We start from the raw sequence: 25,102 nt of genomic DNA on the forward strand, positions 1-25,102 counted from the left end.
AGATGACGCAGCCGCTGCTGCAGGGGAGGGTCTTGCTGGTTTCGGCGGGGCTGGTGGCGCTGGCGATGCTGCTGGCGGGGGCGTTCGGGCTGCGTGGCCCCGCCGCAGGCGAAGCGGTGCAACTGCGCCAGGCGCAGCTGTGGTGGTCGTACAGCCCGCACTGGGCGCCGCCTGCGGCGCTTGCGTCGGCCGACGACGCGGTGCTGGATGCATCGACGCCGTGGAGCGATGTGGACCTGCCCTATGGGGGCGACAGGGCCGTGTCGGGCAGCGGCGACCTGGCAGCGGCGCCGCCCGAGGTGCGCTGGTTCCGCGCCGTGGTGCCGCCTGAAGCCCTGGTGCCTACGCCGCAGGGCGCGCGCCTGTATATCCCGCGCTGGCAGACGGTGGGCACGGTGGCGGTGTATGTGGACGGGGCGCTGGCCTGGCAGACGCGCGGCAGCCGGGTGTGGAACAGTTTCAACCGGCCGGTGTGGCTGGACCTGGGCGGGCTGGCGCAGCCGGGCAGGCCGCTGCAGGTGCATGTGCGCATGGCCAGCCAGCAGGGCGTGGGCGGGGCGCTGTCCAGCCTGTGGGCGGGGCCGGCCGAGTCGCTGCGCCTGTCCTGGCGGCTGCGCAGCCTGCTCCAGGCCGATCTGGTGGTCTATACGGCGGGCTCCTACCTGGTGCTGGGCCTGTTCGCGCTGGCGCTGTGGACGCTGCAGCGGCGGCGCGGGGATGTGGTGTTCCTGCTGTTCTTCCTGATGTCGCTGTGCCAGTTGCTGGGCTCGCTGCAGTTCATGGTGGACGGCGAGGGGCTGACCCTGTCGGACGGCTGGTTCTCCTGGCTGACGCTGGCCGGCCTCATGGGCGCCACGGTGGCGGCCTTCCATTTCCTGTGCCTGATGCAGCGCAGGCGCCGGCCCTGGCTGGCCCGGGTGCTGCAGGGCTATGTGGGCACGGTGCTGCTGGTGGCGGTGCCGCTGTGGGGGCCGGCGCACGAGACCATCCTGCCGCTGCTGCGGCTGCTGATGGTGCCGCCGGAGATCCTGGTGCTGTGCATGGCCGTGGCGGGCGCCTGGCGCATGCGCGATGGCGGCAGCACCATGCTGGCGGTGTGGATGCTGCTGTCGTTTCCCATCGGCTTCCATGACCTGGCGCTGCAGAGCTACCTGATCAGCATAGAGAGCATCTACCTCACGCCCTATGTGTACCTGGGGCTGTTCACGCTGTTCCTGCTGGTGGCCTACCGGCGCTACAACGGTGCGCTGGCCGTGGCCGAGAACGCCAACCTGCATCTGGCGGAACGGCTCAAGGCCCAGGAGGCGGAGCTGGCCCAGGCCCATGAGCGCCTGCTGGCCGTGGAGCGCGAGCAGACGCTGATGCAGGAGCGCCAGCGCCTGATGCGCGAGATGCACGACGGTGTGGGCTCTTCGCTGATGAGCGCGCTGCGCGTGGTGGAGTTCAACCAGGCCGGCACGGTGGACCTGGTGCAGCTGCTGCAGGAGTGCATCGATGACCTGAAGCTGTCCATCGATTCGCTGGAGCCGCTGGACTGCGACCTGCTGGCGCTGCTGGCCGGGCTGCGCTACCGGCTGGGGCCGCGCCTGGAGGGGGCGGGGCTGCGGCTGCACTGGGAGGTCAGCGACCTGCCCGCGCTGCCCTGGCTGGACGCGCAGGCCGCCCTGCATGTGCTGCGCATCCTGCAGGAGGTGCTGACCAACATCATCAAGCACAGCGGCGCGCGCGAGATCACGGTGCGCACGGCCCAGGCCCCCCTGGACGGCCGGGCCGGCGTGCAGGTGCTGGTGGAGGACGACGGTCACCCCTTCGACCGCGCCCAGGCACCCACCGAGGGCCGCAAGGGACTGGCGAACATGCGCACGCGCGCGCTGGCGCTGCAGGCGCGGCTGGACTGGGTGCCGCTGGCCGGCGGCAATCGCTTCACGCTGTGGATGCCGCTGGAGCGGGCGGGGCCCTAGTCCTGCGCCGTGCGCGCCATGTAGCGCTTGCGCCAGAAGAACACGGTCAGGCCCACGGCAATCGTCGTCATCGAGCCCATGGCCCACCAGAAGCCGTCCTGCTTGTGCACCAGGGGAATGAATTCGAAATTCATGCCGAAGATGCCGGCAATCAGGTTCAGCGGCAGGAAGACGGCCGTCAGCGCGGTGAGCGTGCGCATGATGTCGTTGGTGCGGTTGCTCTGCACCGAAAAATGCATCTGCACCACGGTCTCGGTGCTTTGCTCCAGCCGCCGCACGTGGTGGACCACGCGCTCTATGTGTTCCAGCACGTCGCGGCTGCGCACCTTGAGCAGGTCCAGCTCGCGCAGCGCCGCCGCATCTTCAGGCGGCGCCCATGTCTCCAGCGCGTCCGTCCAGTCCTGCACGGCGGCGCGCTGGTCTTCGCAGACCTCGTCCAGCTCGTGCAGGGCCAGGCGTGCGTCCAGCAGGGCGCTCCAGTTGGCAAAGCGCGTGCGCGGGCGCAGCAGCTCGGTCTGCCAATGGTCCAGCTGGCGCGACAGTTCGCGGCGCAGGTCCAGGAAGCCGTCCACGATGAGGTTGACCACGCGCAGCATGAGGTCGGGCGGGCTGGCAGGCAGCCGCGTGCCGGAGGTGGGGTTCAGCCGCCCCTCGCGGGGGTCATTGGGTACGGCGGCCAGCAGCCGCGCGGCATAGGCGTCGCGCACGGTGCAGTCGTCGGGGTGCACGGACAGCAGCACCTGGTCGAACATGGCAAAGCCCACGGGGCTGGTGTCGATGTTGCGCAGCACGGGCGGGCCTGTGCGGCGCACGGGAGGTGAGGGGGGCAGCGCCTGCGCCGCAGGCGAAGAGGCCGTGCCGGCCTGCGGGGCGGCACGTGCCTGCCCGCTGGCCAGGCGGCGAAACACCAGCAGGTCGTACTGCGAGGTGTAGTCGTAGCGCGAGGGCAGCTGGGCGTTGAGCAGGTCCGAGACATGCAGGTCCACCAGCTGCTGGCCCGACAGCAGCTGCAGCGTGCGCTGCACCTCGGCCAGCCGCTCCTGCAAGGTGGCGCGGGTGCAGGAGATCCAGACGAATCCCTGCGCGGGCGCCTGGTCGGGCAGGGCGGCCAGTTCGGTGGCGCCGCCCGGCTGCAGGTGGAAGATGCGCATGTTCCTGGCGGCGGGAGCGGCTCCCGCGGGCGGCGGCACCGGCTGCATGCGCTCAGCCGCGCAGCTTGCGCGCGGCGTCGATGGCGAAGTAGGTCAGGATGCCGTCGGCGCCCGCGCGCTTGAAGGCCAGCAGCGATTCCATCATCACCTGGTCATGGTCCAGCCAGCCGTTGGCGGCGGCGGCCTTGAGCATGGCGTACTCGCCGCTGACCTGGTAGGCGAAGGTGGGCACGCCGAACTCGTCCTTGACGCGGCGCACCACGTCCAGGTACGGCATGCCGGGCTTGACCATGACCATGTCGGCGCCTTCGGCCAGGTCCTGGGCGACTTCGCGCAGGGCCTCGTCGGTGTTGGCGGGGTCCATCTGGTAGACGTTCTTGTCGGCCTTGCCCAGCGCGCCGCGCGTGCCCACGGCGTCGCGGAACGGGCCGTAGAAGGCGCTGGCGTACTTGGCGCTGTAGGCCATGATGCGGGTGTGGATGTGGCCGTGGGCCTCCAGCGCCTCGCGGATGGCGCCGATGCGGCCGTCCATCATGTCGCTGGGCGCCACCATGTCCACGCCGGCCTCGGCATGGTTCAGGGCCTGGCCCACCAGGACCTGCACGGTCTCGTCGTTGATGATGTAGCCGGACTCATCCAGGATGCCGTCCTGGCCGTGGCTGGTGTAGGGGTCCAGGGCCACGTCGGTCATCACGCCCAGTTGCGGGAATTCCTTCTTGAGCGCACGCACCACGCGCGGGATCAGGCCGTCGGGGTTGAGAGCCTCCTTGCCGTCGGGCGTCTTCAGCGAGGTCTCGATGGCGGGGAACAGCGCCAGGAACGGGATCTCCAGCTGCACGCACTGCTCGGCCACGGGCAGCAGCAGGTCCAGGCTCAGGCGGTCCACGCCGGGCATGGAGGGCACGGCCTCGCGCTGGTTCGTGCCTTCGTGCACGAACACGGGGTAGATGAAGTCATGGGCCGTGAGCACGTTCTCGCGCACCAGATTGCGCGTGAAGGCGTCGCGGCGCAGGCGGCGGGGGCGGTTGTGCGGGAAGGGGGTGGGGCTGGACAGATGCATGCCGAAAATTGTGCCCCATTCCCGCCGCAGGCCCCGCAACCCTTGCGACGACGCCGGCACGCGGGACTCGGCTTTTGCGCCTGCGCAGCCTGGCGCACCCCTGTACGCACGTACACTGCCCGCATGCTGTGGGTCAAAGCCTTTCATATCGTTTTCGTGGCAAGCTGGTTCGCGGGCCTGTTCTATCTGCCTCGCATCTTCGTCAACGTGGCCATGGTCACGCCCGGCTCGGTGGCCGAGCGCGAGCGCCTGCTGCTGATGGCTCGCAAGCTGCTGCGCTTCACCACGCTGCTGGCCGTGCCCGCACTGGGCCTGGGCCTGTGGCTGTACCTGGGCTACGGCATCGGCAAGGGGCCGGGCAACGGCTGGATGCATGCCAAGCTGGCCGGCGTGCTGCTGGTCATCGGCTACCACCACGCCTGCGCGCGCCTGCTGCGCAAGCTGATCGACAACCGGGACCAGCACAGCCACCGCTGGTTCCGTTTCTTCAACGAGGTGCCGGTGCTGCTGCTGGTGGCCATCGTCATCCTGGTGGTTGTCAAACCTTTCTGAGAAACCGATCCAACGAAGAGGGAGGCAGGGCGTGGTGCAAAAGACTTCGGCCTGGCCGCTGGCGCTGGTCTATGCGGTGCTCATCGTTTTCGCCAGCCTGTTTCCTTTCGATGGCTGGCGTGCCCAGGGCATTGACCCGCTGGTCTTCCTGACGGCAAAGATCCCGCCGCCGTACTGGACCTGGTTCGACATCAACATCAATATCGTCGGCTACGCGCCGCTGGGCTTTTTCCTGGCGCTGGCCCTGGTGCGCAGCGGCAGCCCGCGCGCGGCCGTGCCGCTGGCGGCGCTGGCAGGCACCCTGCTGTCGCTGTCCATGGAGTTCCTGCAGATCTACCTGCCGCGGCGTGTTCCCTCCAACCTGGATCTGGTGCTCAATGCGGGCGGCACCCTGCTGGGGGCGCTGGTGGCGCTGCTGCTGGAGCGGCTGGGCGCGCTGGCGCGCTGGAGCGCCTTTCGCACCCACTGGCTGGGCGAGGACGGCGGCGGCGCCATGGTTTTGCTGGCGCTGTGGCCCTGGGCGCTGCTCTTTCCCGCCGCCGTGCCCTTTGGCCTGGGCCAGGTGCTGGAGCGGCTGGAGCAGGGGCTGCTGGATCTGCTCGAAGGCACGCCCTTCCTCATGTGGCTGCCGCTGCGCGAGTCCGCGCTGACGCCGCTGTCGCCCGTGACCGAGATGCTGTGCGTGATGCTGGGCCTGTGGGTGCCCTGTCTGCTGGCCTACTGCGTGATGCGCCACATGGGCCGGCGCGCCATGCTGGCGGGCTCTGCGGTGGTGATCGGCATCGGTGTCTCGGCACTGTCGGCCGCGCTGAGCTGGGGGCCGGCCCATGCCTGGGAGTGGGTGGACCTGCCGGTGCGCATGGGCGTGTGGGGTGGCCTGGGCCTGGCCATGGTGGCCATGCCGCTGCCGCGCCGGGCGTGTGCGGCCCTCTTGCTGCTGGTGCTGGTGCTGCAATTGAGCATCCTGAACCAGGCGCCCACCAGCGCCTATTTCTCGGAAACGCTGCAGGCCTGGGAGCAGGGCCGCTTCATCCGCTTCTACGGGCTGGGCCAGTGGCTGGGCTGGCTGTGGCCCTATGCGACCCTGGTCTATGTGCTGCTCAGGCTGGCGCGCCGCGATGCGGCACCGCCGCCGCCCCCGGCGCCTGCAGTGCCGCAGGCCTAGAATCCGCTCCATGAGCGAACACCCACGTCCCGGGGCCGACAGCGGCCAGCAAGGCGCAGGCAACTACTATGCGCGCCACATCTTCTTTTGCCTCAACGAGAGGCCCAACGGCGAGGACTGCTGTGCGCTGCACGGCGCCAAGGCGGGCTTTGACCACTGCAAGAAGCAGGTCAAGCAGCTGGGCCTGGCCGGCAAGGGGCAGGTGCGCGTGAACAAGGCCGGTTGCCTGGATCGCTGCGCGGGCGGTCCCGTGGCCGTGGTCTACCCCGAAGGCACCTGGTACACCTTCGTGGACGAATCCGACATCGACGAGATCGTCGAGTCCCACCTCAAGAACGGCCAGCCCGTGGAGCGCCTGCTGCTGCCGCCCGACGTGGGCCGCTGAGCACCGGCTGGAACTTTGGGCCTTTCCGGGCATCAGTGCTTTGTCAGCTTGGATTGGCTGCTACTACTAGGATAGCGATTGTGAATGCGCAGACCGAACGTTTGACCTTGACCGGCCTTGCCGGGGCCGTGGAGGCCCTGCGCGATGCGCCGGCCGCCGATGCACCGCCGCGCGGCGTGGCCATCATCGCCCACCCCCATCCGCTGTTCGGCGGCACCATGGACAACAAGGTGGTGCAGACCCTGGCGCGTGCCTTCGTGCAGTGCGGCTACACGGCCGTGCGATTCAACTTCCGCGGCGTGGGCGCCAGTGCCGGCGAGCACGACGCAGGCATCGGCGAGGCCCAGGACATGCTGTCCGTGGTCCGCCAGGTCGCCCCCGAAGGACCGATCGCGCTGGCCGGCTTCTCATTCGGGGCCTTCGTCACCAGCCATGTGCTGGCGGGGCTCTGGAGCGAGGGCCGGGTGGAAAAGGCGGTGCTAGTGGGAACGGCGGCCAGCCGTTTCACCGTGGCGCCTGTCCCGCCCGAAGCCCATGACCGGACCCTGGTGGTGCACGGCGAAGCCGATGACACGGTGCCTCTGTCTGCCGTCATGGACTGGGCGCGCCCGCAGATACTGCCTGTTACCGTCGTGCCCGGGGGTGGTCATTTCTTTCACGGACAATTGCCGCTGCTCAAAAGCCTCGTGGTCCGCCATTTGCGCTCACTCCCCTAGCGGCCCGCGCCGCTGCTCAACAGGCCTGCCCCATCGGGCGGGCATGTTTTCGCCTTTCCTGCATTCCCTGCCCTTTAGCGAGAGTTTTCCTCATGAAGCCACTTTCCTCCACGCTGCGAGTCCTGGCACTGGCGGCCGCCATGGCGCCGGCCCTGGCGCTGGCGCAGATCACCCCGCCCCAGCCGCCCGAAATCGCGGCGCGCAACTATCTGCTGGTCGATGTCACCGCCAACCAGGTGCTGGGCGCCAAGGACATCGATGCGCCCATCGAGCAGGCCTCGCTGACCAAGCTGATGACTGGCTACCTGGTCTTCGACGCGCTGCGCGCCAAGAAGATCACGCTGGAGCAGCGCCTGCCCGTGAGCGAGCGCGCCTGGAAGATGCCCGGCTCGCGCATGTTCATCGACCCCAAGATGCAGGTGCCGGTCGATGACCTGGTCAAGGGCATGATCGTGCAGTCCGGCAACGACGCCACCATGGCCCTGGCCGAGGGCGTGGGCGGCTCGGCCGAGAACTTCGTGCGGCTCATGAACGAGCAGGCCAAGGCGCTGGGCATGAAGAACACCAGCTACAAGAACCCCGAAGGCCTGACCGAGCCCGGCCACCTGACCACGGCACGCGACCTGTCCATCCTCGCCCAGCGCCTGATGCAGGACTTCCCCGAGTACATGCACTACTACTCGACCAAGAAGTACTTCTATCCAGGCACACCGGCCTCCAACGGCACCAACCGCAACTCGCTGCTGTTCCGCGACCCGACCGTCGATGGCCTCAAGACCGGCCACACGGCCGCCGCCGGCTACTGCCTGGTGGCCACCGCCAAGCGCGACCTGCCCAACGTGGGCAGCCGCCGCCTGATCTCCATCGTGCTGGGCGCGGCCAGCGAGAACGCGCGTGCCAATGAAAGCCAGAAGCTGCTGAACTGGGGCTATGCGGCCTTCGATTCGGTCAAGCTGTTCGATGCCGAGCAGGCCGTGGCCACGCCCGAAGTCTGGAAGGGCAAGGCGAACACCGTCAAGATCGGCCGCACCACGCCCATCGTGGTCACCGTGCCGGCCGGCAGCGGCGGCAAGCTGAGCACCGAAGTCGTGCGCCAGGACCCGCTGATCGCCCCGTTCACCAAGGGCCAGGCCATGGGCACGCTCAAGGTCAAGATGGGTGCCGACACCGTGGCCGAAGTGCCGCTGGTGGCGCTTGAAGGCGTGGAGCAGGCTGGCTTCTTCGGCCGTGCCTGGGATGCGATCCGCCTCTGGATCAAGTAAGCCCCGCGCCTGTCGCGCAGGCCCTCGCGTACTGGCTTGGAGAGGGTGCAGTTGTGCGATCTCCCGCAAGCTGGTACAGTCGAGGGCTTTTCGGAATTTCCGAAGGGATTCACGTTTTCGCTTTTCGCAAGCAATTCACGTTTAGGGACGTTTATTAATGCCAACCATTAACCAACTCGTGCGTCAGGGCCGCACGGTCGAAGTTGTCAAATCCAAGAGCCCTGCTATGGAAAACTGCCCTCAGCGCCGCGGCGTGTGCACCCGTGTGTACACCACGACGCCTAAGAAGCCTAACTCCGCTCTGCGTAAGGTTGCCAAGGTGCGCCTGACCAACGGCTTCGAGGTCATCTCCTACATCGGTGGTGAAGGCCACAACCTGCAAGAGCACAGCGTTGTTCTGGTGCGCGGCGGCCGTGTGAAGGACTTGCCCGGTGTGCGTTACCACATCGTGCGTGGCTCCCTTGACCTGCAAGGCGTCAAGGACCGCAAGCAATCCCGTTCCAAGTACGGCGCGAAGAAGCCCAAGGCCAAGTAAGCCCTGCGTTTTTTCGAGGAAGGTGCTGTATCCCGCGTGGCGCGAGATTCAGCGTAGTGACCCCAAACGCAAGTGTTTTGCGCGGGTCGAGTAAGTGGGAGTCCTGTTGACTCTCGCGGTGTCTGAAAAGATGCCAACTGAAGCAAGATAGAGGTAAAAAATGCCACGTCGTCGCGAAGTCCCCAAACGTGAAATCCTGCCGGATCCCAAGTTCGGCAATGTCGAGCTGTCCAAGTTCATGAACGTGATCATGGAAGGCGGCAAGAAGGCGGTCGCAGAACGCATCATCTACGGTGCCCTGGACCTGATTCAAAAGAAGCACCCTGACAAAGACCCGCTGGAAGCCTTCGTTGTTGCCATCAACAACGTCAAGCCCATGGTCGAAGTGAAGTCCCGCCGTGTTGGCGGTGCCAACTACCAAGTGCCCGTCGAAGTGCGCCCCGTGCGTCGCCTGGCCCTGTCCATGCGTTGGCTGAAGGAAGCCGCCCGCAAGCGCGGCGAGAAGTCCATGGCCCAGCGCCTGGCCAACGAGCTGCTCGAGGCCACCGAAGGCCGTGGCGGCGCCATGAAGCGCCGTGACGAAGTTCACCGCATGGCCGAAGCCAACAAGGCATTCAGCCACTTCCGCTTCTAAGAGCACTTCGCTCCCGATCAGACAGGCCGCATGCATTTTTGCCTGCGGCCTTGTCTCGATTAGGAGCATCCCCAGATAAGACTGCTGTCCGTCTGCACCATGAGGCTGGAACGGGCAGAGACTCCCTCCATACGATCAAGGATCCATCATGGCTCGCAAGACCCCCATCGAGCGCTACCGCAACATCGGTATCTCCGCCCACATCGACGCAGGCAAAACCACCACCACGGAACGTATCCTGTTCTATACCGGTGTGACCCACAAGCTGGGCGAAGTGCACGACGGCGCTGCTACGACCGACTGGATGGAGCAAGAGCAAGAGCGCGGCATCACCATCACTTCCGCTGCAGTGACCTGCTTCTGGAAGGGCATGGACCTGTCCTACCCCGAGCACCGTTTCAACATCATCGACACTCCCGGCCACGTGGACTTCACCATTGAGGTGGAGCGTTCCATGCGCGTGCTGGACGGCGCCTGCATGGTGTACTGCGCCGTGGGCGGCGTGCAGCCCCAGTCGGAAACCGTGTGGCGCCAAGCCAACAAGTACAAGGTGCCCCGTCTGGCCTTCGTGAACAAGATGGACCGTACCGGTGCCAACTTCTTCAAGGTCGTTGACCAGATGAAGCTGCGCCTGAAGGCCAACCCCGTGCCCGTCGTGATCCCGATCGGCGCCGAAGACAACTTCAAGGGCGTGGTCGACCTCGTCAAGATGAAGGCCATCATCTGGGACGAAGCCTCGCAAGGCATGAAGTTCGAATACCACGAGATCCCTGCCGAGCTGGTGGAGACCGCCAACAAGTGGCGTGAGAACCTCGTGGAAGCCGCCGCTGAAGCCAGCGAAGAGCTGATGAACAAGTACCTGGAAGAAGGTACTCTGTCCGAAGAAGACGTGAAGGCCGGCCTGCGCGCTCGTACGCTGGCTACCGAAATCCAGCCCATGCTGTGCGGTACCGCTTTCAAGAACAAGGGTGTGCAGCGCATGCTGGACGCCGTGATCGACTACCTGCCGGCGCCTGTGGACATCCCTGACGTCACCGGTACCGATCCCGAAAACGAAGAAACCAAGCTCAGCCGCAAGGCCGACGACGGTGAAAAGTTTGCGGCACTGGCCTTCAAGCTGATGACCGACCCGTTCGTCGGTCAGCTGACCTTCGTGCGCGTGTACTCGGGCGTCCTGACCAAGGGCGACACCGTGTTCAACTCGGTCAAGGGCAAGAAGGAGCGCATCGGCCGTATCGTGCAGATGATGGCCAACGAGCGCGTGGAAGTCGAAGAAATCCGCGCCGGCGACATCGCTGCCTGCGTGGGCCTGAAGGACGTGACGACCGGCGAAACGCTGTGCTCCGTGGACGCCCCCATCGTGCTGGAACGCATGGTCTTCCCCGAGCCCGTGATTGCACAGGCCGTGGAGCCCAAGTCCAAGGCCGACCAGGAAAAGATGGGCATCGCCCTGTCGCGCCTGGCTGCAGAAGATCCGTCGTTCCGCGTGCGTACCGACGAAGAATCTGGCCAGACCATCATCGCCGGCATGGGCGAGCTGCACCTGGAAATCATCGTTGACCGCATGAAGCGCGAATTCAACGTGGAAGCCAACGTGGGCAAGCCCCAGGTTGCCTACCGCGAAACCATTCGCCAGAAGGTCGTGGACGTGGACGGCAAGTTCGTTCGCCAGTCCGGTGGTAAGGGTCAGTACGGCCACGTGGTGTTCACGGTCGAACCCCAGGAACCCGGCAAGGGCTTCGAGTTCGTCGACGCCATCAAGGGCGGTGTGGTTCCTCGCGAATACATCCCCGCAGTCGAGAAGGGCGTGATCGAAGCGCTGACTTCCGGCGTGCTGGCTGGCTACCCCGTCGTGGACGTGAAGGTCACGCTGACCTTCGGTTCGTACCACGATGTGGACTCGAACGAAATGGCGTTCAAGATGGCCGCCATCTTCGGTTTCAAGGAAGCTGCCCGCAAGGCCAGCCCCGTCATCCTGGAACCCATGATGGCTGTGGAAGTCGAGACGCCTGAAGACTACGCCGGTACCGTGATGGGCGATCTGTCCTCGCGTCGCGGCATGGTGCAGGGCATGGACGACATGGCCGGCGGCGGCAAGTCCATCAAGGCTGAAGTGCCTCTGTCGGAAATGTTCGGCTACGCCACGTCGCTGCGCTCGCAGACGCAGGGCCGCGCTACGTACACGATGGAGTTCAAGCACTACTCTGAAGCTCCCCGTAACGTGGCCGAAGCCATCGTTGCTGCTCGCTCGAAGTAAGCTTTTTTGTATAATTGAAGGCTTTTGAATCGCAGCACCCAGGCGTTTTGGCGCCGGGGTGCTGCGGTTTTTGCCGGTCTGCGATCCCATGCCGCCCTGTCACCTGTGCGGGGCGACCAAGCAATGGGGTGCAGACCTTAAACATCACACAGGTTTTGCTCTTTCGGAGAAATCATGGCAAAAGAAAAATTCCAGCGGAACAAGCCGCACGTCAACGTTGGCACCATCGGTCACGTGGACCACGGCAAGACGACCCTGACGGCTGCTATCGCTACCGTTCTGTCCAAGAAGTTCGGCGGCGAAGCCAAGGCTTACGACCAGATCGACGCAGCACCTGAAGAAAAGGCTCGCGGCATCACGATCAACACCGCCCACGTCGAGTACGAAACGGCCGGTCGCCACTACGCTCACGTTGACTGCCCCGGCCACGCCGACTACGTCAAGAACATGATCACCGGCGCTGCTCAAATGGACGGCGCCATCCTGGTGTGCTCGGCCGCTGACGGCCCCATGCCCCAGACCCGCGAGCACATCCTGCTGGCCCGTCAGGTGGGCGTGCCCTACATCATCGTGTTCCTGAACAAGTGCGACATGGTGGACGACGAAGAGCTGCTGGAACTGGTCGAAATGGAAGTGCGCGAGCTGCTTGCCAAGTACGACTTCCCCGGCGACGACACCCCCATCATCCGCGGCTCGGCCAAGCTGGCCCTGGAAGGCGACCAGTCCGACAAGGGCGAACCTGCCATCCTGCGCCTGGCTGAAGCACTGGACTCCTACATCCCCACGCCCGAGCGCGCTGTGGACGGTGCCTTCGCAATGCCCGTGGAAGACGTGTTCTCGATCTCTGGCCGTGGCACCGTGGTGACTGGCCGTATCGAGCGCGGCATCATCAAGGTCGGCGAAGAAATCGAAATCGTCGGTATCCGCGACACCCAGAAGACCATCGTCACCGGCGTGGAAATGTTCCGCAAGCTGCTGGACCAAGGTCAAGCTGGCGACAACGTGGGTCTGCTGCTGCGCGGCACCAAGCGTGAAGACGTGGAACGCGGCCAAGTGCTGTGCAAGCCCGGCTCCATCAAGCCCCACACCCACTTCACGGCTGAGGTGTACGTGCTGTCCAAGGACGAAGGTGGTCGCCACACTCCGTTCTTCAACAACTACCGTCCCCAGTTCTATTTCCGTACGACCGACGTGACCGGCTCCATCGAGCTGCCCGCCGACAAGGAAATGGTGATGCCTGGCGACAACGTGTCGATCACCGTCAAGCTGATCGCCCCCATCGCCATGGAAGAAGGTCTGCGCTTCGCTATCCGCGAAGGTGGCCGTACCGTGGGCGCTGGCGTGGTTGCAAAGATCATTGCGTAATTCTTGGAAAACTAGGAATACACAATGTCCAAGCAAAAAATCCGCATCCGCCTGAAGGCGTTTGACTACAAGCTGATCGACCAGTCGGCTGCTGAAATCGTTGACACTGCCAAGCGCACCGGCGCGATCGTCAAGGGTCCCGTGCCCCTGCCGACACGCATGAAGCGTTTCGACATCCTGCGCTCGCCGCACGTCAACAAGACCAGCCGCGACCAGTTCGAAATCCGCACTCACCAGCGCCTGATGGACATCGTTGACCCGACTGACAAGACGGTTGACGCTCTGATGAAGCTGGACCTGCCCGCAGGCGTGGACGTCGAGATCAAGCTGCAATAAGAACTTCACGGCCCCTTGCGGGGCCGTTGAAGGGCTTTGATTTAACGCGAACTTGCTTGAAAAGGCAGTTCGCGTTAAAATTTGGGGCTTCGCCTTTCTTGAGCGAAGTTTTATCAACCTTCTTTCGTGCGCAAGGCCTTGGACATCTGGGGCGGGAGCGCAACGCTGGGCCAATTGCAGTTTCAGCGGCGAAAGTTTTGGAGCAAACAAATGAGTCTGAGCAACTCCCTCGGGTTGCTGGGTCGCAAGGTGGGCATGATGCGTCTGTTCACCGATGACGGGGACGCAGTGCCCGTCACGGTGGTGGATGTGTCCAACAACCGTGTGACTCAGGTCAAAACCCAAGAGAACGATGGCTACGTGGCCCTGCAGGTCACTTTCGGTTCGCGCAAGGCATCTCGCGTGACCAAGCCAGAAGCCGGCCACCTTGCCAAGGCAGGTGTCGAAGCCGGTGAAGTGATGGGTGAATTCCGCGTGACCGAAGAAACCGCTGGCAAGTACGCCGCAGGCTCCGTCCTGCCCGTCGCCGAGCTGTTCTCGGTGGGCCAGAAGGTGGACGTGCAAGGCACTTCCATCGGTAAGGGCTTCGCCGGCACCATCAAGCGTCACAACTTCCGCTCGCAGCGCGCCTCGCACGGCAACAGCCGTTCGCACAATGTTCCCGGCTCCATCTCGATGGCCCAGGATCCAGGTCGCGTGTTCCCGGGCAAGAAGATGACCGGTCACATGGGCGATGAAACCATCACCACCCAAAATCTCGACGTGGTTCGCATTGACGAAGCACGCCAACTGCTCTTGATCAAGGGCGCTGTTCCGGGCTCCAAGGGTGGCTTCGTGACGGTGCGCCCCGCCATCAAGGCCAAAGCTTCCAAGGGAGCGAACTAATGCAGCTCGAACTCCTGAATGAACAAGGCCAGGCCGCATCCAAGTTCGATGCGCCCGAGACTGTTTTCGGTCGTGAATTCAACGAAGACCTCGTCCACCAGATCGTGATCGCCTACCGTGCCAACGCACGTCAGGGCACTCGCGCTCAGAAGGACCGCGAGCAGGTTCGTCACACGACTGCCAAGCCGTTCAAGCAAAAGGGCACCGGCCGTGCTCGCGCTGGTATGTCTTCCTCGCCTCTGTGGCGTGGCGGCGGCCGCATCTTCCCGAATCTGCCTGAAGAAAACTTCACGCAGAAGATCAACAAGAAGATGTACCGCGCCGGTATGGTTGCCATCCTGTCGCAGCTGGCCCGCGAAGGCCGTCTGGCCGTGGTGGACTCGCTCAAGCTCGAAAGCCCCAAGACCAAGGTGCTGGCCGACAAGTTCAAGGCCATGAACCTGGAATCGGTCATGGTGATCGCTGAAGAAGTCGACGAGAACCTGTACCTGGCTTCCCGCAATCTGAAGAACGTGTTCGTGGTCGAGCCGCGCTACGCCGACCCCGTGTCGCTGGTGCACTACAAGAAAGTGCTCGTCACCAAGGGTGCGATCGACAAACTCAAGGAGATGTTCGAATGAGCACGCTCAAGTTTGACGAAGGTCGTCTGATGCAGGTGTTGGTTGCTCCCATCGTGTCCGAAAAGGCCACCATGGTTGCCGAGAAGTCCAACGCCGTGACGTTCAAGGTGCTGCAGAGCGCCACCAAGCATGAAATCAAGGCCGCCGTGGAACTGATGTTCAAGGTGGAAGTTGCTGGTGTCTCCGTGGTGAACATCAAGGGCAAGACCAAGCGCTTTGGCAAGACCACTGGCCGCCGCGACCACGTTCGCAAGGCCTACGTGATGCTCAAGCCCGGTCAAGAGCTGAACCTGTCCGGGGAGGCTGCGTAATCATGGCTGTTATCAAGCTCAAACCGACGACCCCCGGCCAACGCGGCACGGTCAAGGTCACGCGTGACCATCTGCACAAGGGTGCAGGTTTCGCCCCCCTGCTGGAGCCTCAGCACCAGAAGTCGGGCCGTAACAACAACGGTCACATCACCACCCGTCACAAGGGCGGTGGCCACAAGCACCACTATCGCGTGGTGGACTTCAAGCGCACCAAGGACGGCATCCCCGCCAAGGTCGAGCGCATTGAGTACGACCCCAACCGTACGGCCCACATCGCTCTGGTGTGCTATGCCGACGGCGAGCGTCGCTACATCATTGCTCCGCGCAACCTGGAAGTCGGCGCAACGATCGTCAGCGGTTCGGAAGCCCCGATCCGCGTGGGCAACACCCTGCCGATCCGCAACATCCCCGTGGGTTCGACCATCCACTGCATCGAACTGAAGATCGGCGCTGGCGCGCAGATCGCCCGTTCGGCAGGTACGTCGGCTACGCTGCTGGCCCGTGAAGGCATCTACGCCCAAGTGCGTATGCGTTCCGGCGAAGTGCGCAAGGTGCACATCGAATGCCGCGCGACCATCGGTGAAGTCGCCAACGAAGAACACAGCCTGCGCCGTCTGGGCAAGGCCGGTGTGAAGCGTTGGATGGGTATTCGCCCGACCGTTCGCGGCGTGGTGATGAACCCTGTCGATCACCCGCACGGTGGTGGTGAAGGCAAGACCGGTGAAGGTCGTCACGCTGTTGACCCATGGGGCAACCTGACGAAGGGCTACCGTACCCGTAACAACAAGCGCACGCAGTCGATGATTGTGTCGCGTCGCAAGAAGTAAAGGGTAGCAAATGACTCGTTCTCTTAAAAAGGGTCCGTTTGTTGACCATCACTTGCTGGCAAAGGCCGAAAAGGCCGTCGCCACCAAGGACAAGAAGCCCGTCAAGACCTGGTCGCGTCGCTCCATGGTTCTGCCCGAGTTCATCGGTCTGACCATCGCCGTGCACAACGGCAAGCAGCACGTGCCCGTGTATGTGACTGACCAGATGGTCGGCCACAAGCTCGGCGAATTCGCGCTGACCCGTACCTTCAAGGGTCACCCGGCGGACAAAAAAGCCAAGAAGTAAGGAATAGAACATGTCTGAAACACGTGCTGTTCTCCGTGGCGTCCGCCTGTCTGTGGACAAGGGTCGCCTGGTCGCGGACCTGATCCGCGGCAAGAAAGTGGACCAAGCCCTGAACATCCTGACGTTCACGCAGAAAAAAGCTGCCGTGATCATCAAGAAGGTGCTCGAGTCCGCCATCGCCAACGCCGAGCACAACGACGGCGCCGACATCGACGAACTGAAGGTCAAGACCATCTTCGTCGAACAAGGCACCACGCTCAAGCGCTTCACCGCGCGTGCAAAGGGCCGCGGCAATCGCATCAGCAAGCCCACGTGCCACGTGTACGTGACGGTTGGCAACTGAAAGGCCTGGGAAGAATATGGGACAGAAAATCCATCCTACCGGCTTCCGCCTGGCTGTTAGCCGCAACTGGGCCAGCCGTTGGTACGCAAGCAACCGTGACTTCGCCGGCATGCTGGCCGAAGACATCAAGGTGCGCGAGTTCCTGAAGGCCAAGCTGAAGAATGCCGCCGTGTCGCGCATCCTGATCGAGCGTCCTGCAAAGAACGCCCGCATCACGATCTTCTCGGCACGTCCTGGTGTCGTGATCGGCAAGAAGGGCGAGGACATCGAGAACCTGAAGAAGGAACTCGCAACCCGTCTGGGCGTGCCCGTGGCTGTGAACATCGAAGAAGTGCGCAAGCCTGAAATCGATGCCAAGCTGATCGCCGATTCGATCTGCCAGCAGCTCGAAAAGCGCATCATGTTCCGCCGCGCCATGAAGCGTGCAATGCAAAACGCCATGCGTCTGGGTGCCCAAGGCATCAAGATCATGTCTTCGGGCCGTCTGAACGGTATCGAAATTGCACGTTGCGAGTGGTATCGCGAAGGCCGTGTGCCACTTCACACACTGCGCGCCGACATCGACTATGGCTTCTCCGAAGCCAAGACGACCTACGGTGTGATCGGTGTGAAGGTCTGGGTCTACAAGGGTGACACGCTGGGTCGTAACGACCTGCCGGCAGCCGAGACCCCCCGCCCCGAAGAAGAACGTCGTCCTCGCGGCCCCCGCCGTGATGGTCGCGGCGATGGTCGTCGTGACGGTGCTGGCCGTGGTGCCCGCCGCCCCGCAGGCGCTAACGCAGCACCTGCTGACGGCAGCGATAAGCCCGCCGGCGCTGGCGCTGATTCCGTTAAGCGCGTTCGCAAGACTGACGCGCCCGCTACAGCAGCGGACGGTAAAGGAGAATAAAGATGCTGCAACCTGCTCGCCGCAAATACCGCAAGGAGCAAAAGGGTCGCAACACCGGTATCGCAACGCGTGGTAACTCCGTTGCTTTCGGTGACTTCGGCCTGAAGTCCACTGACCGTGGTCGCCTGACGGCGCGTCAGATCGAAGCGGCTCGCCGCGCGATCTCGCGTCACGTCAAGCGTGGCGGTCGTATCTGGATCCGCGTGTTCCCGGACAAGCCAATCTCTACCAAGCCCGCAGAAGTGCGTATGGGTAACGGTAAGGGCAACCCCGAGTACTACGTGGCCGAAATCCAGCCCGGCAAGGTGCTCTACGAAATCGTGGGCGTCCCTGAAGAGCTGGCTCGTGAAGCGTTCCGCCTGGCCGCTGCAAAGCTGCCGCTGCGTACGACCTTCGTGTCCCGTCAAATTGGTGCCTAAGGAGAACAACATGACGAAAGCTGCTGAACTCCGCCAAAAAGACGTTGCCGGCCTGGAAGCCGAAGTGAAGTCCCTGCAAAAGGCTCACTTTGGCCTGCGTATGCAAAAGGCTACGCAACAGCTGGGTAACACGAACACGCTGCGTACCACGCGCCGTGACATCGCCCGCGCCAAGACCATCCTTGCTGAAAAGCAAGCTGCCAAGTAATCAGGAAGCCGACATGACGGAAGCTAAAAAATCCCTCAAGCGCACCTTGATTGGCAAGGTGGTCAGCGACAAGCGTGCCAAGACCGTGACGGTCATGGTTGAACGCCGCGTCAAGCACCCGATCTATGACAAGATCATGATCAAGTCCAGCAAGTACCACGCTCACGACGAGCAAGGTGAATACAAGCTGGGCGACGTGGTTGAAATCACGGAAAGCCGCCCGCTGTCCAAGACCAAGAACTGGGTTGCTACCCGCTTGGTGCAAAAGGCTGCTCTGGTGTAAGCCTACACAGGCCCACAGGCTGCAAGGCCACAGGAAACGACCCACAATGTGGGTCGTTTTTTCGTTTGGGGACCGCCATTTCGGCGGCCCCCGGTTTTGCACCACAAAGGAGATAGAGATGATCAAAGTCGGAGATGCCCTGCCCGCTGCCACCCTGATGGAATACGTGGAAGTCGAAGGCAATGGCTGCAGCATCGGCCCCAACCCCGTGAAGCTGCCCGAAGCCGCTGCCGGCAAGACCATTGCAGTCTTCGCCGTGCCCGGCGCATTCACTCCCACCTGCTCGGCCAAGCATGTGCCCGGCTTCGTGGAGCAGGCCGAAGCCTTCAAGGCTGCGGGCGTGGACGAGATCTGGTGCCTGTCGGTCAACGACGCCTTCGTGATGGGCGCGTGGGCCCGTGACCAGAAGACCGACGGCAAGGTGCGCATGCTGGCAGACGGCGATGCCGCCTTCGCCAAGGCCACCGGCCTGACGCTGGACCTGAACGGCAAGGGCCTGGGCCTGCGCAGCAACCGCTACTCCATGCTGGTCAAGGACGGCAAGGTCGCCACGCTGAACGTGGAAGGCCCTGGCAAGTTCGAAGTCAGCGACGCTGCCACCCTGCTGGGCCAGGCCAAGGCCTGATCCTGATCGTGCTGCAGGCCTGCCGGGCCTGGGCACCGCGCTTTTGCGAAAAAAGGCATTGCACCCAGGTGCAATGCCTTTTTGTATTTCAGGGGGCTACCTCCGCCGGGCCCTAGAAGATATCGGCCTTGAGGTAATGCGCCCCTGCGATGGGGTTGTGATAGTAGGGCGGGATTTCCTGGAAGCCCAGGTCCGTGTAGAGGGCGCGCGCCGACTCCATGTCGTCCAGCGTGTCCAGCAGCACATGGTCATAACCGGCCTGGCGCGCCACATCGAGCATGGCCTCGGCGAGCTGGCGGCCCAGGCCGAAACCGCGAAATGCCTTGCGCACGAACAGGCGCTTCATCTCGGCGGCGTTGGCGTAATCGCAGTTGTCCAGCGGGCGCAAGGCGCAGCAGCCGGCCACGGCGCCATCGACCTTGGCCAGCAGGATGTGGCCGCGCGGCGATGCGTAGTCGCCAGGCAGATCGGCGATCTCGGCCTCGAAATCTTGAAATTGCAGATCGACATCCAGGCTTGCGGCGTACTCCTGGAAGATCTGGCGGACTTCGTCCATGTCTTCCAGGGGATTCGGCGCCAGCAAGGCGACAGCAGGCTTGTCCACGGGCACTTGGCTAAAACGACGGAAAACGCAGTGTAGCGGCAAGCTGGCAACATCTGGCCACGCCGTCAGAAAGCACCCCCCAGCTGCTGCACCCACCATGCGGCGGCCCCCGCCACCAACGCCAGGACCAAGGCCAACAGGCGGCTGGCTGCCGTGTCGCGTGAAGAGGGCAGGGGTTCGGGCAAGTGCTTGTCTCCCGTCACCATGGCGCGCACCAGACCCCGTCCGCGCCAGGCATAGAACAGGATGGCCAACAGGTGCAGGGCCACCAGCGCGTACAGCAGATACTGCCCCCAGTGCGCGTGGTAGGCGGTGGCCTGTGCCACGGTGTCGCCCGATACAAAGCGGCCCAGCGGCCCGGAGAACGCAATCTCGTCGTCGCTGAGCAACCCGCTGCCCACCTGGGCGATCAGCACGGCCAGCATGGCAAACACGGACAGGGCGCCCAGCGGGCTGTGGCCTGCGCTGTCGCTCTCCGTTCCTTGTCCCCGCACATGGCGCAGCACGGTGGCCGGCGCGTGGATGAAGCTGGCAAAGCGCGACCAGCGGCCGCCCACCAGGCCCCAAAGCAGGCGAAACAGCAGCAGGGCCAGCATGGCATGGCCCAGCAGCAGATGCCAGTTCATGGCATTGCCGCCCAGCTTGGCCGTCACGACCAGGCCGACCACCGTTGCGGCCAGCAGCCAGTGAAACAGCCGGGTGGGCAGGTCCCAGATGCGGACCTTGTGCTTGGCGGCGCCTTGTGCGGTCGATTCTTGTGCCATGGCATGAAAGCTGGGGTGGGGATAGGGCATTGTGCCGCCCCGCATTCCTGCGAGGACCAGGAATGCACCCTGGCCGTGGTCAATCAAAGCGGCGCCGGCAGGACGCCGCTGCCATACTGGCCCGGCAGATTTCCCCACACTCCCAAAGGAAAACCACGATGAAGAAAGTTTCTGCATGGGCGCTGGCCGCTCTGGTGGCCGCCACGGCGCTGCCCGCGTCCGCACAGTTCGCCAAGTCCGAAGACGCCATCAAGTACCGCCAGGGCGCGCTCGCCGTGCTGGGCCAGCATTTCGGGCGCCTGGGCGCCATGGCGAACGGAAAGATCCCCTTCGATGCCAAGGCGGCCCAGGAAAACGCCGAGGTGGTGGCCTTCATGGCCAAGCTGCCCTGGGCCGCGTTCGGCGCGGGCACGGAAGGTGGAAAGGCCAAGCCTGAAATCTGGAAGGAGCAGGCCAAGTTCCAGGACCTGTCGGAGAAGATGCAGGCCGAGACGGTCAAGCTCGCGGCTGCGGCCAAGTCCGGCAACCTGGACCAGCTCAAGGCGGCCTTCGGCCCGGCCGCCGCCAGCTGCAAGGCCTGCCACGACAGTTTCCGCAGCCGTTGAGCGGCGGGCGGAGGATGCACCAATGAAAAACCGGCCTGGTGCCGGTTTTTTTGTGCCCTGGTCTGCGCTGTATCAGGCCTCTGCCAGCAGCTTCTCGATCAGCCGATGCAACTCAGCGAAGTCAGGTGCGCCCACATAGCGCTTCACGATTTCGCCGCGCTTGTTGACGATGTAGGTGGTGGGAGTCAGTTGCACATCACCCCAGGCCCGGGCCACGGCGCCGGTGTTGTCCAGCGCGACCTTGAAAGGCAGCTTGCGCGAATCGGCGAAGTTCACCACATAGCTGGGCGGGTCGTAGCTCATGGCCACGGCCAGGGTCTCGAAGCCCTGGCTCTGGAATTTCTGGTGGGTGGCAACGATCTCGGGCATCTCGGCCACGCAGGTGGTGCAGCTGGTGGCCCAGAAGTTCACCAAGGTCACCTTGCCCTTGAGGTCGGCCGTGGTCTGCTTGCTGCCGTCCAGCAGCACGAAGGTGGACTGCGGGGCGGCCGTCTGGCCGGCACCCGAATACACCCATGCGCCCATGCCGGCGGCTGCGGCGATCACCACGCCTGCGATCCAATGTTTGCTTGCCATAGCGACGATTGTGCCCAAAGTTGCGCCCGAAGGCCTGCACGCATGCCGTGCACCGCCTTTCGATGCGCGGCAAGGGCAAAAGTTCGGGGCTCGGACAGGTCGGGCCATGCCGATAATGCCGGCATGACATTGATGGAAAGCTTTTCGAAAGCAAAGGGCCGCGCTCTGGCCCTGCGGCTTGGCGCCGCGCTGCTGGTGCTGGCGCCCCTGGCCGCCTGCAGTCCCAGGCTGGATTGGCGGCAGGTCGCGGTCGAAGGCACGCCGCTGCGCGTGCTCTTGCCCTGCGATCCGCAATCCGCAACACGGCCGGTGGAGCTGGGCCAGGGCATGGGCACGGTGCAGATGTCCATGATGGGATGCGACGCCGATGCGTCGACCTACGCGGTGTCCCACTTCCTGGTCAGCGAACCGTCCAGAGCCGCCGAGATGCTGTCGTACTGGCAGGCAGCCGTGCTTGGCCAGATGAACCCGGGTGCTCCGGGGCAGGCACCGGCGGGCGCCAAGCAACTGCGCTCCAAGGAAGATGGCCCTTTCCTGCCTGCAGGCGCACTGAATCTGCCGCAGTCGCTGCGCACCACGTTTGAAGGCGTGGGGCCCCAGGGCTGGAAGCTCACCGCCCATGGCGTGTGGTTTGCACGAATGGAGCCGGCAGGCGCGCGCCTCTACCATGCCGTGATCTACAGCGACAAGCCGCGCACAGACGAGGCCAACAACTTCTTCGCCAGCCTGCAACTGCAATAGCAACGGCAACAGGTTTCGGAGCCACGGATGCGGGAGGCAGCTGTGGCATGGAACGCAGTGCAGGCGCGCCGGTTGCTCTGCATGCGCCTGCGCACGCCATAATCGACTCCGAACCCTGTGACTTCATGACCACGCGCATCCTTTTGTTCACCCACGCACCTTTGGCCCATGCACTGCGCGAATGCGCCTTGCATGTGTTCGCCGACAGTGCCGAGGACGTCCTTGCCCTGGATGTGCCCGCTCAGGAGCCGCCCGAGGCCACCCTGATGCGTGCCGAGCAGTTGCTGGAGGACCATGGCGGCCTGGTGGCGCTGCCCACGCTGGTGCTGACCGACCTCTTTGGCGCGACGCCCTGCAACGTGGCGCAGCGCCTGGTGGCGCAGCTGCCTGCCGGGCGGCTGGTGGCCGGGGTGAACTTGCCCATGCTGCTGCGCTCCATAGGCTATCGCCACGAGGCGCTGGAAGCCGTGGCCGAGCGTGCCTTGGCGGGAGGCAGCCATGGGGTGATGCAGGTGGGCGTGAACACGCCTCAGAACCAGAGTCCGCGACCATCCAATGATCAAGACCCCTATAACCATCAGCAATAAACTGGGCCTGCATGCCCGCGCCTCCGCCAAGCTCACCAAGCTTGCAGGCAGCTTTCCCTGCGAAGTCTGGATGAGCAAGGGCGAGCGGCGCATCAACGCCAAGAGCATCATGGGCGTGATGATGCTGGCTGCCGGCATGGGCTCCGAGGTGCTGCTGGAAACCGAAGGACCGCAGGAGCAGGAAGCCATGGATGCGCTGACGGCCCTGATCAACGACAAATTTGGCGAAGGCCAGTGATGGGCCTCCGCTGCGCTGGCAGACGGTGAGCGCAAAAGAGCAACACGCGCCGGGCCCGGACGCTGCCGCATTGCGACGGCCCGGGGCCTGCGCAGCAGCAGGCAAAGGACAGGCGCAATGACGTTTGCAATCCACGGACTGGCCGTTTCACGGGGCATTGCGATAGGACGCGCGGTGGTGGTGGCCTCCAGCCGCATGGAGGTGGTGCACTACTTCATCCGGCCCGACCAGGTGGACGCGGAAATCGACCGCGCCCGCAGCGCACGCAACGCCGTCATCGACGAGCTGCGCCGTCTGCAGGATGAAATGCCCCAGGATGCGCCGGGCGAGCTCGATGCCCTGCTCGACGTCCACCTGCTGCTGTTGCAGGACGAGGCCCTGGCCGCCGCCATCAAGCACTGGATTTCCGATCGTCTCTACAACGCCGAATGGGCGCTGACCACGCAGCTCGAGGTCGTCTCGCGCCAGTTCGACGAGATGGAGGACGAGTATCTGCGCGAGCGCAAGGCCGACCTGGAGCAGGTGGTCGAGCGCATCCTGCGCTACATGAAGGGCATGGCCAGCCCCGTGCCCGCGCCTGCCGCGCTGCCGCGGGCCGATGCAACGGGGGAGGGCGCGCCGCAGCAGCCGCTGCTGCTCGACGAGGTCACCGATGTGCCCCTGGTCCTGGTGGCGCAGGACCTGTCGCCGGTGGACATGCTGCAGTTCAAGAGCCGGCTGTTTGCCGGGTTCATCACGGCCGTGGGCGGGCGGACCTCGCACACGGCCATCGTGGCGCGCAGCATGGACATCCCGGCCGTGGTCGGCGCGCGCGCGGCCAGCCAGCTGATCCGCCAGGACGACTGGATCATCATCGATGGCAACGCAGGCGTCGTCATCGTCGATCCTTCTCCCATCATCCTGGCCGAGTATGGCTTTCGCCAGCGCCAGAACGAGCTGGAGCGCGAGCGCCTCTCACGCCTGCGCCACACGCCCGCGCTGACGCTGGACGGAGAGCGCATCGAGTTGCTGGCCAATATCGAGCAGCCCGGCGACGGGCCTGCGGCCGTGCATGCAGGCGCCGTGGGCGTGGGGCTGTTCCGCACGGAATTCCTGTTCATGGGGCGTGGCGGCAACCTGCCCGGTGAGGAGGAGCAGTACCGCGCCTACCGCGAGGCAGTGGACGGCATGCAGGGCATGCCCGTGACCATTCGCACGCTGGACGTGGGCGCCGACAAGCCGCTGGACAAGGCACAGCCCAAGGATTACTACCTGAACCCCGCGCTGGGTCTGCGCGCCATCCGCTGGAGCCTGGCTGACCCGGCCATGTTCCGCACGCAGTTGCGCGCCATCCTGCGTGCGGCGGCGCATGGGCAGATCCATCTGCTGTTTCCCATGCTGGCCCACCAAAGCGAGATCGAGCAGACCCTGGCCCAGGTGCGGCTGGCGCAAAGCGAACTCGACGCGCGAGGCGTGGCCCATGGCCCGGTCAAGCTGGGCGCCATGATCGAAGTGCCTGCGGCCGCGCTGATCGTGCGCACCTTTTTGCGTTACTTCGACTTCCTGTCGATCGGCACCAACGACCTCATCCAGTACACGCTGGCCATCGACCGCGCCGACGAGACCGTGGCCCATCTCTATGACCCCTTGCATCCCGCCGTGCTCAAGCTGGTGGCGGACGTGATCGCCGAAGGAAGGGCGCAGGGCAAGAGCGTCTGTGTCTGCGGGGAGACCGCCGGGGATGTGGGCATGACGCGCCTGCTGCTCGGCCTGGGTCTGCGCAGCTTTTCCATGCATCCGGCGCAGATCCTGGTCGTCAAGCAGGAAATCTTGCGCGCCGACACACGCAAGCTGACTGCCTGGGCGCAGGAAGTCCTCCGCTCGGACAGTCCCGCAGCGCTGCTGGGACCATGAATACATGCAGGCGGGGATG

32 protein-coding genes are annotated in these 25,102 nt (G+C 64.4%); 27 read left to right on the plus strand and 5 right to left on the minus strand.

The window, feature by feature from the left end:
- Window positions 1-2 precede the first annotated feature (2 nt).
- Entirely contained in the window at window positions 3-1,961 is a 1,959-nt protein-coding gene (locus IB269_RS26180; RefSeq protein ID WP_192368713.1) for an ATP-binding protein, read from the plus strand.
- On the opposite strand, the gene IB269_RS26185 is transcribed toward IB269_RS26180, so the two are convergent.
- On the minus strand, window positions 1,958-3,160 hold the full coding sequence (locus IB269_RS26185) for a magnesium transporter CorA family protein (RefSeq protein ID WP_192368714.1): 1,203 nt from the start codon (window positions 3,158-3,160) through the stop codon (window positions 1,958-1,960). The genes IB269_RS26180 and IB269_RS26185 overlap by 4 nt on opposite strands.
- 4 nt (window positions 3,161-3,164) lie before the next feature.
- Complete coding sequence (gene hemB / locus IB269_RS26190; RefSeq protein WP_013800242.1) at window positions 3,165-4,172, minus strand: porphobilinogen synthase; 1,008 nt, start codon at window positions 4,170-4,172, stop codon at window positions 3,165-3,167.
- A gap of 123 nt (window positions 4,173-4,295) precedes the next feature.
- Between hemB and IB269_RS26195 the strand changes: the two genes are divergently transcribed.
- The 21 genes from IB269_RS26195 to IB269_RS26295 all read left to right on the plus strand — a co-directional run bounded on the left by IB269_RS26195 (window position 4,296) and on the right by IB269_RS26295 (window position 19,075).
- Window positions 4,296-4,724: a CopD family protein gene (locus tag IB269_RS26195; RefSeq protein WP_013800243.1), complete on the plus strand. Its 429-nt coding sequence runs from the start codon at window positions 4,296-4,298 to the stop codon at window positions 4,722-4,724.
- A 31-nt stretch (window positions 4,725-4,755) separates the two neighbouring features.
- Complete coding sequence (locus tag IB269_RS26200) at window positions 4,756-5,889, plus strand: VanZ family protein (protein WP_013800244.1); 1,134 nt, start codon at window positions 4,756-4,758, stop codon at window positions 5,887-5,889.
- A 10-nt stretch (window positions 5,890-5,899) separates the two neighbouring features.
- Entirely contained in the window at window positions 5,900-6,274 is a 375-nt protein-coding gene (locus IB269_RS26205) for a (2Fe-2S) ferredoxin domain-containing protein (protein WP_012202322.1), read from the plus strand.
- 80 nt (window positions 6,275-6,354) lie between these two features.
- Entirely contained in the window at window positions 6,355-6,990 is a 636-nt protein-coding gene (locus tag IB269_RS26210) for an alpha/beta hydrolase (RefSeq protein ID WP_192368715.1), read from the plus strand.
- A gap of 92 nt (window positions 6,991-7,082) precedes the next feature.
- Window positions 7,083-8,252 (plus strand): D-alanyl-D-alanine carboxypeptidase family protein, encoded by a 1,170-nt coding sequence (locus IB269_RS26215; RefSeq protein WP_013800247.1) that lies wholly within the window; start codon window positions 7,083-7,085, stop codon window positions 8,250-8,252.
- Between the two features lie 157 nt (window positions 8,253-8,409).
- The gene (rpsL, locus tag IB269_RS26220; protein ID WP_012202325.1) at window positions 8,410-8,787 is read left to right on the plus strand and encodes a 30S ribosomal protein S12; all 378 of its coding nucleotides are present in this window, start codon (window positions 8,410-8,412) and stop codon (window positions 8,785-8,787) included.
- Window positions 8,788-8,947: 160 nt separating this feature from the next.
- On the plus strand, window positions 8,948-9,421 hold the full coding sequence (gene rpsG / locus IB269_RS26225) for a 30S ribosomal protein S7 (protein WP_012202326.1): 474 nt from the start codon (window positions 8,948-8,950) through the stop codon (window positions 9,419-9,421).
- A gap of 148 nt (window positions 9,422-9,569) precedes the next feature.
- Complete coding sequence (gene fusA, locus IB269_RS26230) at window positions 9,570-11,678, plus strand: elongation factor G (protein ID WP_013800248.1); 2,109 nt, start codon at window positions 9,570-9,572, stop codon at window positions 11,676-11,678.
- A gap of 174 nt (window positions 11,679-11,852) precedes the next feature.
- Window positions 11,853-13,043 (plus strand): elongation factor Tu, encoded by a 1,191-nt coding sequence (gene tuf / locus IB269_RS26235; RefSeq protein WP_013800249.1) that lies wholly within the window; start codon window positions 11,853-11,855, stop codon window positions 13,041-13,043.
- A gap of 24 nt (window positions 13,044-13,067) precedes the next feature.
- The gene (gene rpsJ / locus IB269_RS26240) at window positions 13,068-13,379 is read left to right on the plus strand and encodes a 30S ribosomal protein S10 (protein WP_003059431.1); all 312 of its coding nucleotides are present in this window, start codon (window positions 13,068-13,070) and stop codon (window positions 13,377-13,379) included.
- Between the two features lie 210 nt (window positions 13,380-13,589).
- Window positions 13,590-14,264 (plus strand): 50S ribosomal protein L3, encoded by a 675-nt coding sequence (gene rplC, locus IB269_RS26245; protein WP_012202329.1) that lies wholly within the window; start codon window positions 13,590-13,592, stop codon window positions 14,262-14,264.
- Window positions 14,264-14,884 carry a 50S ribosomal protein L4 gene (rplD, locus tag IB269_RS26250; protein ID WP_012202330.1) on the plus strand — a complete coding sequence of 207 codons (621 nt, stop codon included), beginning with the start codon at window positions 14,264-14,266 and terminating at the stop codon, window positions 14,882-14,884. Before rplC ends, rplD begins: the two co-directional genes overlap by 1 nt.
- Entirely contained in the window at window positions 14,881-15,195 is a 315-nt protein-coding gene (gene rplW, locus IB269_RS26255) for a 50S ribosomal protein L23 (RefSeq protein WP_012202331.1), read from the plus strand. Before rplD ends, rplW begins: the two co-directional genes overlap by 4 nt.
- A gap of 2 nt (window positions 15,196-15,197) precedes the next feature.
- Window positions 15,198-16,022, plus strand: coding sequence for a 50S ribosomal protein L2 (gene rplB, locus IB269_RS26260; protein WP_012202332.1), 825 nt, complete (start codon window positions 15,198-15,200; stop codon window positions 16,020-16,022).
- A gap of 10 nt (window positions 16,023-16,032) precedes the next feature.
- On the plus strand, window positions 16,033-16,308 hold the full coding sequence (gene rpsS / locus IB269_RS26265) for a 30S ribosomal protein S19 (RefSeq protein ID WP_012202333.1): 276 nt from the start codon (window positions 16,033-16,035) through the stop codon (window positions 16,306-16,308).
- Between the two features lie 10 nt (window positions 16,309-16,318).
- A complete protein-coding gene (rplV, locus tag IB269_RS26270) occupies window positions 16,319-16,651 on the plus strand; it encodes a 50S ribosomal protein L22 (RefSeq protein WP_012202334.1) in 333 nt (110 codons plus the stop codon).
- A gap of 16 nt (window positions 16,652-16,667) precedes the next feature.
- Window positions 16,668-17,540, plus strand: coding sequence for a 30S ribosomal protein S3 (gene rpsC, locus IB269_RS26275; RefSeq protein ID WP_012202335.1), 873 nt, complete (start codon window positions 16,668-16,670; stop codon window positions 17,538-17,540).
- Between the two features lie 2 nt (window positions 17,541-17,542).
- Window positions 17,543-17,959: a 50S ribosomal protein L16 gene (rplP, locus tag IB269_RS26280; RefSeq protein WP_012202336.1), complete on the plus strand. Its 417-nt coding sequence runs from the start codon at window positions 17,543-17,545 to the stop codon at window positions 17,957-17,959.
- A 10-nt stretch (window positions 17,960-17,969) separates the two neighbouring features.
- Window positions 17,970-18,167 carry a 50S ribosomal protein L29 gene (gene rpmC, locus IB269_RS26285; protein WP_012202337.1) on the plus strand — a complete coding sequence of 66 codons (198 nt, stop codon included), beginning with the start codon at window positions 17,970-17,972 and terminating at the stop codon, window positions 18,165-18,167.
- 13 nt (window positions 18,168-18,180) lie between these two features.
- Window positions 18,181-18,450 carry a 30S ribosomal protein S17 gene (gene rpsQ, locus IB269_RS26290; RefSeq protein WP_012202338.1) on the plus strand — a complete coding sequence of 90 codons (270 nt, stop codon included), beginning with the start codon at window positions 18,181-18,183 and terminating at the stop codon, window positions 18,448-18,450.
- A gap of 118 nt (window positions 18,451-18,568) precedes the next feature.
- Window positions 18,569-19,075: a peroxiredoxin gene (locus IB269_RS26295; RefSeq protein ID WP_013800250.1), complete on the plus strand. Its 507-nt coding sequence runs from the start codon at window positions 18,569-18,571 to the stop codon at window positions 19,073-19,075.
- 112 nt (window positions 19,076-19,187) lie between these two features.
- On the opposite strand, the gene IB269_RS26300 is transcribed toward IB269_RS26295, so the two are convergent.
- Complete coding sequence (locus IB269_RS26300; RefSeq protein ID WP_043780357.1) at window positions 19,188-19,679, minus strand: GNAT family N-acetyltransferase; 492 nt, start codon at window positions 19,677-19,679, stop codon at window positions 19,188-19,190.
- 65 nt (window positions 19,680-19,744) lie between these two features.
- Window positions 19,745-20,443: a cytochrome b/b6 domain-containing protein gene (locus IB269_RS26305; RefSeq protein WP_043824940.1), complete on the minus strand. Its 699-nt coding sequence runs from the start codon at window positions 20,441-20,443 to the stop codon at window positions 19,745-19,747.
- 158 nt (window positions 20,444-20,601) lie between these two features.
- Between IB269_RS26305 and IB269_RS26310 the strand changes: the two genes are divergently transcribed.
- Entirely contained in the window at window positions 20,602-21,048 is a 447-nt protein-coding gene (locus IB269_RS26310; protein ID WP_065346892.1) for a c-type cytochrome, read from the plus strand.
- A gap of 72 nt (window positions 21,049-21,120) precedes the next feature.
- Here the strand turns inward: IB269_RS26310 and IB269_RS26315 are convergent, their stop codons facing one another.
- Window positions 21,121-21,624 carry a TlpA disulfide reductase family protein gene (locus IB269_RS26315; protein ID WP_097204508.1) on the minus strand — a complete coding sequence of 168 codons (504 nt, stop codon included), beginning with the start codon at window positions 21,622-21,624 and terminating at the stop codon, window positions 21,121-21,123.
- Between the two features lie 123 nt (window positions 21,625-21,747).
- Here IB269_RS26315 and IB269_RS26320 point away from each other — a divergent pair, with 123 nt between their 5' ends.
- From IB269_RS26320 to ptsP, 4 genes are all read left to right on the plus strand, one after another.
- Window positions 21,748-22,365, plus strand: a complete 618-nt coding sequence (locus IB269_RS26320) for a hypothetical protein (RefSeq protein ID WP_012202344.1) — start codon at window positions 21,748-21,750, stop codon at window positions 22,363-22,365.
- A 125-nt stretch (window positions 22,366-22,490) separates the two neighbouring features.
- Window positions 22,491-22,952: a PTS sugar transporter subunit IIA gene (locus IB269_RS26325; RefSeq protein WP_170962107.1), complete on the plus strand. Its 462-nt coding sequence runs from the start codon at window positions 22,491-22,493 to the stop codon at window positions 22,950-22,952.
- Entirely contained in the window at window positions 22,921-23,190 is a 270-nt protein-coding gene (locus tag IB269_RS26330) for an HPr family phosphocarrier protein (protein WP_012202346.1), read from the plus strand. Before IB269_RS26325 ends, IB269_RS26330 begins: the two co-directional genes overlap by 32 nt.
- A gap of 117 nt (window positions 23,191-23,307) precedes the next feature.
- Window positions 23,308-25,083 carry a phosphoenolpyruvate--protein phosphotransferase gene (gene ptsP, locus IB269_RS26335; RefSeq protein WP_012202347.1) on the plus strand — a complete coding sequence of 592 codons (1,776 nt, stop codon included), beginning with the start codon at window positions 23,308-23,310 and terminating at the stop codon, window positions 25,081-25,083.
- Window positions 25,084-25,102: the final 19 nt, after the last annotated feature.

Origin of the sequence: Delftia sp. DLF01 (assembly GCF_014852125.1) — a bacterium.
In the GTDB taxonomy this organism is placed as follows: Bacteria; Pseudomonadota; Gammaproteobacteria; order Burkholderiales; family Burkholderiaceae_C; genus Comamonas; species Comamonas acidovorans.

What these genes read in the sequence shown, in the direction of transcription:
- IB269_RS26180 (WP_192368713.1), top strand. Translation starts at nt 3, where the DNA reads ATGACGCAGCCGCTGCTGCAGGGGAGGGTCTTGCTGGTTTCGGCGGGG.
- IB269_RS26185 (WP_192368714.1), bottom strand. Translation starts at nt 3,160, where the DNA reads ATGCAGCCGGTGCCGCCGCCCGCGGGAGCCGCTCCCGCCGCCAGGAAC.
- hemB (WP_013800242.1), bottom strand. Translation starts at nt 4,172, where the DNA reads ATGCATCTGTCCAGCCCCACCCCCTTCCCGCACAACCGCCCCCGCCGC.
- IB269_RS26195 (WP_013800243.1), top strand. Translation starts at nt 4,296, where the DNA reads ATGCTGTGGGTCAAAGCCTTTCATATCGTTTTCGTGGCAAGCTGGTTC.
- IB269_RS26205 (WP_012202322.1), top strand. Translation starts at nt 5,900, where the DNA reads ATGAGCGAACACCCACGTCCCGGGGCCGACAGCGGCCAGCAAGGCGCA.
- IB269_RS26215 (WP_013800247.1), top strand. Translation starts at nt 7,083, where the DNA reads ATGAAGCCACTTTCCTCCACGCTGCGAGTCCTGGCACTGGCGGCCGCC.
- rpsL (WP_012202325.1), top strand. Translation starts at nt 8,410, where the DNA reads ATGCCAACCATTAACCAACTCGTGCGTCAGGGCCGCACGGTCGAAGTT.
- rpsG (WP_012202326.1), top strand. Translation starts at nt 8,948, where the DNA reads ATGCCACGTCGTCGCGAAGTCCCCAAACGTGAAATCCTGCCGGATCCC.
- fusA (WP_013800248.1), top strand. Translation starts at nt 9,570, where the DNA reads ATGGCTCGCAAGACCCCCATCGAGCGCTACCGCAACATCGGTATCTCC.
- tuf (WP_013800249.1), top strand. Translation starts at nt 11,853, where the DNA reads ATGGCAAAAGAAAAATTCCAGCGGAACAAGCCGCACGTCAACGTTGGC.
- rpsJ (WP_003059431.1), top strand. Translation starts at nt 13,068, where the DNA reads ATGTCCAAGCAAAAAATCCGCATCCGCCTGAAGGCGTTTGACTACAAG.
- rplC (WP_012202329.1), top strand. Translation starts at nt 13,590, where the DNA reads ATGAGTCTGAGCAACTCCCTCGGGTTGCTGGGTCGCAAGGTGGGCATG.
- rplD (WP_012202330.1), top strand. Translation starts at nt 14,264, where the DNA reads ATGCAGCTCGAACTCCTGAATGAACAAGGCCAGGCCGCATCCAAGTTC.
- rplW (WP_012202331.1), top strand. Translation starts at nt 14,881, where the DNA reads ATGAGCACGCTCAAGTTTGACGAAGGTCGTCTGATGCAGGTGTTGGTT.
- rplB (WP_012202332.1), top strand. Translation starts at nt 15,198, where the DNA reads ATGGCTGTTATCAAGCTCAAACCGACGACCCCCGGCCAACGCGGCACG.
- rpsS (WP_012202333.1), top strand. Translation starts at nt 16,033, where the DNA reads ATGACTCGTTCTCTTAAAAAGGGTCCGTTTGTTGACCATCACTTGCTG.
- rplV (WP_012202334.1), top strand. Translation starts at nt 16,319, where the DNA reads ATGTCTGAAACACGTGCTGTTCTCCGTGGCGTCCGCCTGTCTGTGGAC.
- rpsC (WP_012202335.1), top strand. Translation starts at nt 16,668, where the DNA reads ATGGGACAGAAAATCCATCCTACCGGCTTCCGCCTGGCTGTTAGCCGC.
- rplP (WP_012202336.1), top strand. Translation starts at nt 17,543, where the DNA reads ATGCTGCAACCTGCTCGCCGCAAATACCGCAAGGAGCAAAAGGGTCGC.
- rpmC (WP_012202337.1), top strand. Translation starts at nt 17,970, where the DNA reads ATGACGAAAGCTGCTGAACTCCGCCAAAAAGACGTTGCCGGCCTGGAA.
- rpsQ (WP_012202338.1), top strand. Translation starts at nt 18,181, where the DNA reads ATGACGGAAGCTAAAAAATCCCTCAAGCGCACCTTGATTGGCAAGGTG.
- IB269_RS26295 (WP_013800250.1), top strand. Translation starts at nt 18,569, where the DNA reads ATGATCAAAGTCGGAGATGCCCTGCCCGCTGCCACCCTGATGGAATAC.
- IB269_RS26305 (WP_043824940.1), bottom strand. Translation starts at nt 20,443, where the DNA reads ATGGCACAAGAATCGACCGCACAAGGCGCCGCCAAGCACAAGGTCCGC.
- IB269_RS26310 (WP_065346892.1), top strand. Translation starts at nt 20,602, where the DNA reads ATGAAGAAAGTTTCTGCATGGGCGCTGGCCGCTCTGGTGGCCGCCACG.
- IB269_RS26315 (WP_097204508.1), bottom strand. Translation starts at nt 21,624, where the DNA reads ATGGCAAGCAAACATTGGATCGCAGGCGTGGTGATCGCCGCAGCCGCC.
- IB269_RS26320 (WP_012202344.1), top strand. Translation starts at nt 21,748, where the DNA reads ATGACATTGATGGAAAGCTTTTCGAAAGCAAAGGGCCGCGCTCTGGCC.
- IB269_RS26325 (WP_170962107.1), top strand. Translation starts at nt 22,491, where the DNA reads ATGACCACGCGCATCCTTTTGTTCACCCACGCACCTTTGGCCCATGCA.
- IB269_RS26330 (WP_012202346.1), top strand. Translation starts at nt 22,921, where the DNA reads ATGATCAAGACCCCTATAACCATCAGCAATAAACTGGGCCTGCATGCC.
- ptsP (WP_012202347.1), top strand. Translation starts at nt 23,308, where the DNA reads ATGACGTTTGCAATCCACGGACTGGCCGTTTCACGGGGCATTGCGATA.